Raw genomic sequence first — 7007 nt, 5'->3', positions numbered from 1 at the left:
GGCGTAGGGGGCCAGGGTGCTGAGCCGCAGCCGCGGGGGTCCGCCGCGAGAGGTGGCGTGGAGCCAGATCGGCCCGGCCGGCCCCAGCTGCTTGTCTCTGATCGCGTCGGGTGTGGTGGTGAACACCGGGACGGGGGGCGTGCCGATGGCGGCGTGCAGGTTGGTTTCGCGTCGCTGGCTGCTGGTCCAGATCAGCACGGGGGTGGTGAAGCCGTCGGCGGTGGCGAGGTTGGCGTAGCCGCGCAGCTTGTCGACGACCTTCTTCAGAGGGCGCTGGGTGCCGGTGTCGTACTCGACGAAGAAGTCGACACATACGCCGTGTTCGCACCAGCGGCCGTATCCGTCGGGGCGGATGTAGGGCGCCCAGGTCTTGGTGCAGCGGCGTTCGGGCCACCAGTGGACCAGGTCGGCCGCGGGGTGATGGCGGGCGGCGGCGGCCAGGGCGGTGAAGATCCCGTTGACGCCGATCAGGTGGGCGAGCTGGGGCGACAGTGCCCAGGCCAGGATCCGGTCGCGGCGGTAGCCCAGGTCGGCGAAGGGGATGCCTTGGTCGGCGGCGATCACGTGGGCGCCGGCTTGGCCGATGGTGTAGTGCAGGGGCGCGGTTCCCTGGCCTGGGGGGAGCAGGGGCCGGAACCGCTCGACGGCTCCAAGGTTGGTCAGGCGGAGCATGCCGCGGCGGGCGCGGTCGGCGTTGGGGTAGGCGAGCTGGGCGATCTGCCCGGTGGTGAGCACGTGATGGTCCCACAGGGCGCGCAGGACATAGTGGTCGCGTTGGGTCAGCCGGGAGGCCAGCAGCATCGGTACCAGCTGCTTGAGTCCACTGGTCGCTGTGGCGGCGTCGGGAGCAGACCGGGGAACCGGCGGAACGTAGCGGGTGGTCATCGTCTTCCCCTCCTCGTCAGGGATGCGGGAGCCGCAGTGGGCAGGCGGGTCAGATGGACGTGGCGTCGGGCGCGGGAGGCGGGTCAGCGCGGGGATCGGCGCGCGGGTCGTCGGCGCGTGCCCGCTGCGGACGCTGCTGAGGGCGGGTGCCGTAGGCCTCGGCCGAAACGCGCCGGATCAGCTTGGCGCGCCCGGGAACGGCGGGCGGCAGCGGCCGGGTCCGCAGGGTGAACGCGGAGGTCTCGGCGGCTTCCACGATCAGCCGGGCGCCGGCTTGGAAGGCGTCCAGGTGGGCGAGGTCGTGCTGGGACAGGTTGGGGGCCATATGGCGTTCCAGCGTGCGGGCGTCTTCGGGGGAGACGGCGAAGAAGACCTTGCTGCGGGCGTTGGCCGAGATCGCCTCGCGCAGCTCACGCGACAGTTGCGCCAGGTCCTGGTGGGCCAGCACGACCGACAGCCGGTAGGCGCGGGCCTCGGCGAGCAGATCGGCCAGGCCATGCGGGAGGGTGAGGAAGTTGTGACACTCGTCCACATACAGCGAGCTGTCAGCGCGGGCGCTCTGGCCGTAACGGGTCCGGTTGGACACCGTCTCCCAGATCTTTGCCAGCATCAGCGACCCGAACACCGCGCAGGCGTCGGCGCCCAGGATGCCTTTGGGGGCGCGGATCAGCAGCAGTCCACCGTCCAGCACCGTGGTGGGGTCGAAGGTGGAGGTCCCGGAGCCGAGGGTGGAGCGGATGAAGTCGCGCAACAGGAACGCGCGCAGCTTGTTCAGCACCGGTCCGGTGGCGTGCGCGCGTGCACCTGCGGATAGGTCGTCGTACCAGGCCCAGAAGTCGGCCAGGATCGGGTCGCGGACCCGGGCGGTAAAGGGCGCCCGGTAGGCCGGGTCGGCCAGCAGCCGCGGGATGTCGGCCAGGGTGGCGTCGGGAGCGTGCCAGAGCGTCAGGCACGCCGAGCGCAGGATGTCGTCGGTGCGCGGACCCCAGAAGTCTTTGTAGATCCGGTGGAAGATACCGACCAGATTGTCGCTGGCCAGATGCGCGTCGGGCCCCTGCAGGACGTTCAGTGCCGGACGGCGACGTTGGTCGGGATCGAACAGGACAACCTTGTCGGCGACGTCCTCGGGCAGCCGGGCGAGTAGATCGACGATCAGGTCGCCTTTGGGATCGATGACAACCGCGCCGCGCCCGGCCTTGGCATCGGCCAGGATCATGTGCGCCATCAGGGTCGACTTGCCGGATCCGGTGGCGCCGAGCACATGCATGTGGTGCCGTGACTCGGCGACGCCCAGCGCGACCGGCCGCACGATCCCCGCGTCGCTCACACCCAGCTGCTTGGCCTCCGGACCCGGCGTGGCAACGCCCGGAGGTGGCGGGACGGCTTTGGAGCCCGCCCTCGACAGGCCGGGAACGGCCGAATCCCAGGGCAGATGCGCCAGCGCCGCCAGCTCGGTGACCGAGCACAGATCCCCGCGCCGCAGCCACCGCCGCGCCAGGGCCGTCTCGGGACGCCAGAGCCGACGGCGGCGCAGGTAGTTGTGCCCCGCGTAGAGCGCGTAGGCAGAGGCGATCGCGTGCGCGCGTCCCCGCAGCCCGCGCCGCAGTTCACGCCGCACCGCGCGGTCCACCGGTCCAGGCGTCACCGTGCCGTCGGAGCTCGATTTGACCGAGGACTTCTCTGTGGCTGTGGCTGTGGCTGGGCCGGTGGCGGGCACGGTGTCCGGGTTGACGGCCAGCGCGTAGCTGATCGTCATCTCCCACTGCGGTTCGCGGGCCTTGTCCAAGATGGCGCGTACCTCGGCGGCGCGCTCAGGGTGGGCCACGTACGCGCTGGTTGCGGGGTGCCGCGTCGATGCAGATGGGGTGATCAGGTCGAACAGCCATGCCCAGGGGCGTTGCGATGCGGTGCTGCCGCGTAGCGCGGCGGCGGCGCGGTTGGCCTTGGCCAGTCGCCGACCCGCGGCGGGACGGGCGCAGATCTGGACGATCGCGCGCTGGCCGGATGCCAGTCCGGAGGCAGCGCCGACCAGGGCGCGCAGCGGGTCGGCGGGGTGGTCGGCGCGCAGCGGCAGCCAGTCGGGGCGGGCCATCCGCAACCGCCCGCCCACGGCAACATTGCCGTTCGGGAGAGGCGACGGGGAGGCCGGGGCGGTGTGAGTGCGGGCGGCGGGCCATGCCGCCTCGATCGCCCGCTCGATGAATCCGGACGGCACCGTGCCCGGCACCCAGAACCGGATCTGGACCGCGGCGGTGTCCCACGCGTATTCCCAGGCCAGGTGCGGCTGCCCGGTCAGCAACCGCTTGTAGGCCGGGCGCAGCAGACCGATGAGGTTGGCCCACAGTTCGTGCGCGGCGTCGGGGTCGACCTCGGGTGGCGGCAGGACGGTGATCTGCCGCGCCCCATCGGCGAGCCGGTCGTGACGTCGCCGCCACCACCAGTGCCGCACCGCCAGGAAGGCCGCCACCACGCAGGCCAGCAGAATGCCGCCTGGCCACCCGTAGGTGCCCACAAAGTCCTCCGCCTTGTGGATAAGGCTGTGGATGAACGCGTCCGGGTCGCGCAGGAATGGGCCTCCGGGCGGCTCGGCCAGCGACGGGCGCGGAGACGGACTCGGGGAGGGCCGGAGCCGGACCAGGACCGATGAGATAATGATCATGGTTCGATGTCCAGTTCGTCGTCGGCGTCGACGTCCAGCTCCATACGGGCGCTGGTGTCGAGGGCGGCCAGTTCGGCGGGGTCGCTGGTGATCACGCTGTGTTCGGCGGGGGAGGCGATGGCCTGGAAGGAGACCCGGTGGGAGCTGGCCGCCAGAAGTCCCTCGCCGCGGGAGCAAGCCAGAAGGAACTGGCGTTCGCCCTCGGACAGGTTGAAGGCGTCCCCCACCGCGTCGATGGCTTGGGGGGCTTGGCGCAGCAGGATCTGGGTGGTGGCGTTGGCCACCACGGCTTGGCCGAGCCCGGTACCGAGCAGGTCGGCGGCGTCCTGGGTGACGACCGCCAGGGCGCACCAGTACTTACGCGCCGATTTGGCCAGGCGGAATAGGAACTTGGCGCCGTCGGGCTCGCGCATCAGCAGCCAGGCCTCGTCCACCACGACCAGGCGCCGCTGGCGGTCGTGCGGGTTGGACACCCGCCGCCAGACCGCGTCCAGCGCCAGCAGCGTGCCCGCCGCGCGCAACTCGTCAGGCAGGTCCCGCAGCGAGAAGACGACCAGGTGCCCGTCCGGCCGCGTGGTGGTAGGACCGTCGAACAGATCCCGGTGCGTGCCGGTCACGAACGGGGCGAGCCGCGCGGCGACCTCACCCGCCCTGGGATCCTCGGCGTCCTCGCGCAGCACGGCGGCCAGGTCGGCCAGCAACGGGGCGGGATGGGTCCAGGTCCGCGGGTCGCTGGTGATGCCTGCTCTGGCGTATACCTCCACGATCGCCCGGTCCAACGCTGCCTTGCCCGCCGGGTCCAGTGGTTCGTCCAGCAGCACGCCGATGAGGGTGTGCAAGAACAACGCGCGGCGCGTGAAGGCGTCGGTCCCGGCGTTGGAGGCGGGAAGGTCGAACGGATTGAGCCGGACGCCGGGAGAGCCGAGCGAGATGTGGGACCCGCCGACCGCGCCGGACAGGCGGGCGTATTCGTCTTCGGGGTCGATGACGGCGACCTGCACTCCGGCGTACAGCGACCGCAGCACCTCCAGCTTGGTCAGGTAGGACTTGCCGGCGCCGGAGCGGGCCAGCACGACCGAGTTGTGGTTGTCCAGGCCCCACCGGTCCCACAGCACCAGGCTGGAGGAGGCGGTGTTGATCCCGTACAGCACAGTGGTATCGGTGACCGGGGCGTCCAGATCGGGGGAGCTGAACGGGAAACTGGCCGCGAGCGCTTGGGTGTCGAAGGTGCGGCGCATACGCAGCCCGTCGACCCCGATCGGGAGGGTGGTGGTCAGCCCTTGCAATGGGCGGAAGGTGGCCGGTGCGGCATCCAGCAGCAGCGAGGACGCCAGCGCCCGCACCTGCGAGCACTCGGCCTCCAACGCCTCCTGGTCGGGGGAATGCACGGTGAAGTACAGGCCGACCCGAAACAGCTTTGTCTGCCCACGGGCGAGCGCGGCGGCCAGCCCGCGGGCATCCTCGGCCGCCGCTGTGGCCTGGAAGTCCTCCAGCCGACCGTGTTCGGCATCAGAGCGGGCCGAGGACTCCAGCCGGGCGAGCTGGCGGCGTAGCCGATCGGCGGCCTCCGTCGGCGGGGTCGGCTCGATGTGCACCGCGACCTCGACCCGGCCCGGGTAGGTCAGCAGCGGCTCCAACCATCCGGGGCCGACCTCGGCGGGGTACCCGGTGATCGCAAACGACGCGCAGACGCCTTCGGACAGGGTCAGGGTCCGCACGCCGACTTCGACCGCGTCCGGTCCCACCGTCGCCGGGCCCGCTTGCGGTCGTGTACCGGTGCCTTGGCGCAAACGCGAGCGTGCGGTTTTCAGCAGAGTCATCCCAATCCTCCGGTGGATGTGATCGTTTCGGGGGGTGCCGCCCGCTGATCCGTTGCCGCGGCCGGGGTGGTGTGCCAGGGGTTGCAGCAGGCGGCCAGCACCGCGGTGGCGTGATCGCCGGGCAACACGCGGACGGTGATGCCAGCGGCTGCCAGGACACGCACGGCCTCGTCGGCGCGGCGCAGCACCCGTTGGGCGGCTCCGTCACCGGACCGGCCATGGTGCGGTTCGCGCAGCACGATCAGCACTTGGCGGCGCAGCAGGTCCCGGCGCCGCGCCAGATCGGCCAGGAATTCGGCGTGCTCGATCGCGGCCTGTTCCAGCTCTGGGTGGGCCAGCGTGGGCGCGTGGTCGCGCAACCCGGAGATCAGCGGGACGAGGTCGACGTCCTGCGCGCGGACCACGATCTGTGCTGGGCCCGACAGCGAGTTCAGCCAGCGGCCGAACACTCCCACCAGTGCGGCCTGCTCCTGGGGGGTGCGCAACGCGAAACTCACCGTGCTGGCCTGACACACCACCGCCGCGCCCTCGGCGTCCAGATCGATCACACCGTCAGCGGAGATCGCGGCTGCGGGCAGCCGCAGCGGCGCGGGCAGCGGGTGCTGCTGCTTCTGCTGAGCCCAAGCGGGCGGCGCGGCGACCCCTTCGGGAGCCAGTACGAGGCGGTGCGGGGAGCGAGCGTGCCGGATCGCGGCCAGCAGCAGCCGATCCAACCCCACCCCGTCACGGCGGCCCAGTGCCAGCACGGCGGCCGCCGCCCCGAACGGGAACGCCGCCGCAGCGAACACCGGCAACGGAACCAGCTCTCGGGTGGCGGTGAAGGCCAGCCACAGCACCGCACCGGTCGCGGCCAGGATGGCTACCTGGCGGGCGGTCAGACCGGCCAGGATCTTGTCGGGGGTTTCCACATCGGCGGGAATCCGTACCGCATACTGCTCAGTGGAGTGAGTGTTGGTCGGGTTCACTGGTTGTCACCCATCCCTTCCATCCGCTGCGTGGGCAGCGGCTGCGAGTGCTGGCCGGTCGTTGGCGCAAGGGCCGGTTGACGTTCTTCTGCGACGCTGAGGGCGTGCGCGTGTCGTTGCCGCAGGACTGGACCGATCGGGGGCCGGAGCCGTCGGCTGAGCCGGTGTCGGCTGAGTCGCTGACGGCGCTGCGGGCACTGCTGGATCGCCTTGATCCACCGGCCTTCGACGAGTCGGCTGCCGAGTCGTCGGCGTGTCGTTCCACCACATCCACCGATGAAGGGGGATCGTGATGGTGATGTCACGTTTGGTGACGGTCGTGCTGGTGGGGCCGAGGGGCGGATGCCATGGACGGGCCGGACGGGTCGGACGGGCCGGGCTCGGGGCTGGGCCGTGGCGAAGCGGTGATGGTCCTGGCGAACATGGTCGAGTCCGCGCTGGCCGACGAGTTGGTCGGTGGTCATGGTGAACGGCGAGCAGAAGATCACCTCGGCGCATCGGGGTCGGACGGCGGTGGTGTATCTGCGCCAGTCGTCGCTGGTGCAGGTCCGCGACAACATCGAGTCGACCGCCCGGCAGTACGATCTGGCGCGCCGTGCGGTGGAGCTGGGCTGGGCGGCGTCGGATGTGGTCGTGGTGGACGAGGACCTGGGCGTCTCGGGCGGGGTGGGCAAGGAC

General features: G+C 71.2%; 6 protein-coding genes. 2 read left to right on the top strand and 4 right to left on the bottom strand.

Annotated features, from left to right (window positions below; all coding sequences use genetic code 11):
- The 4 genes from E1264_RS38045 to E1264_RS38030 form a co-directional block, all read right to left on the bottom strand.
- The coding region (locus tag E1264_RS38045; protein WP_132181658.1) for a replication-relaxation family protein at positions 1-885 on the bottom strand (885 nt) is incomplete at its 3' end.
- A gap of 49 nt (positions 886-934) precedes the next feature.
- Entirely contained in the window at positions 935-3544 is a 2610-nt protein-coding gene (locus tag E1264_RS38040) for a type IV secretion system DNA-binding domain-containing protein (RefSeq protein ID WP_132181656.1), read from the bottom strand.
- Positions 3541-5262, bottom strand: coding sequence for a DUF87 domain-containing protein (locus E1264_RS38035; RefSeq protein WP_243711421.1), 1722 nt, complete (start codon positions 5260-5262; stop codon positions 3541-3543). Before E1264_RS38035 ends, E1264_RS38040 begins: the two co-directional genes overlap by 4 nt.
- Positions 5263-5360: 98 nt before the next feature.
- On the bottom strand, positions 5361-6329 hold the full coding sequence (locus tag E1264_RS38030) for a PrgI family protein (RefSeq protein WP_132181654.1): 969 nt from the start codon (positions 6327-6329) through the stop codon (positions 5361-5363).
- Between E1264_RS38030 and E1264_RS38025 the strand changes: the two genes are divergently transcribed.
- Positions 6329-6622 carry a DUF5372 family protein gene (locus tag E1264_RS38025; RefSeq protein WP_165964591.1) on the top strand — a complete coding sequence of 98 codons (294 nt, stop codon included), beginning with the start codon at positions 6329-6331 and terminating at the stop codon, positions 6620-6622. The two genes, E1264_RS38030 and E1264_RS38025, sit on opposite strands and share 1 nt — an antisense overlap.
- 163 nt (positions 6623-6785) lie before the next feature.
- On the top strand, positions 6786-7007 hold a 222-nt coding region (locus tag E1264_RS38020; RefSeq protein ID WP_207936787.1), incomplete at its 3' end, for a hypothetical protein.

Source organism: Actinomadura sp. KC216 (assembly GCF_004348535.1).
GTDB lineage: Bacteria > Actinomycetota > Actinomycetes > Streptosporangiales > Streptosporangiaceae > Spirillospora.
The sequence above is the reverse complement of the archived record's forward strand: the minus strand, read 5'-3'. Positions and strand labels throughout refer to the sequence as shown.

Excerpts from the sequence above, each read along its gene's own strand:
- E1264_RS38040 (WP_132181656.1), bottom strand. The coding sequence starts at position 3,544 with ATGATCATTATCTCATCGGTCCTGGTCCGGCTCCGGCCCTCCCCGAGT.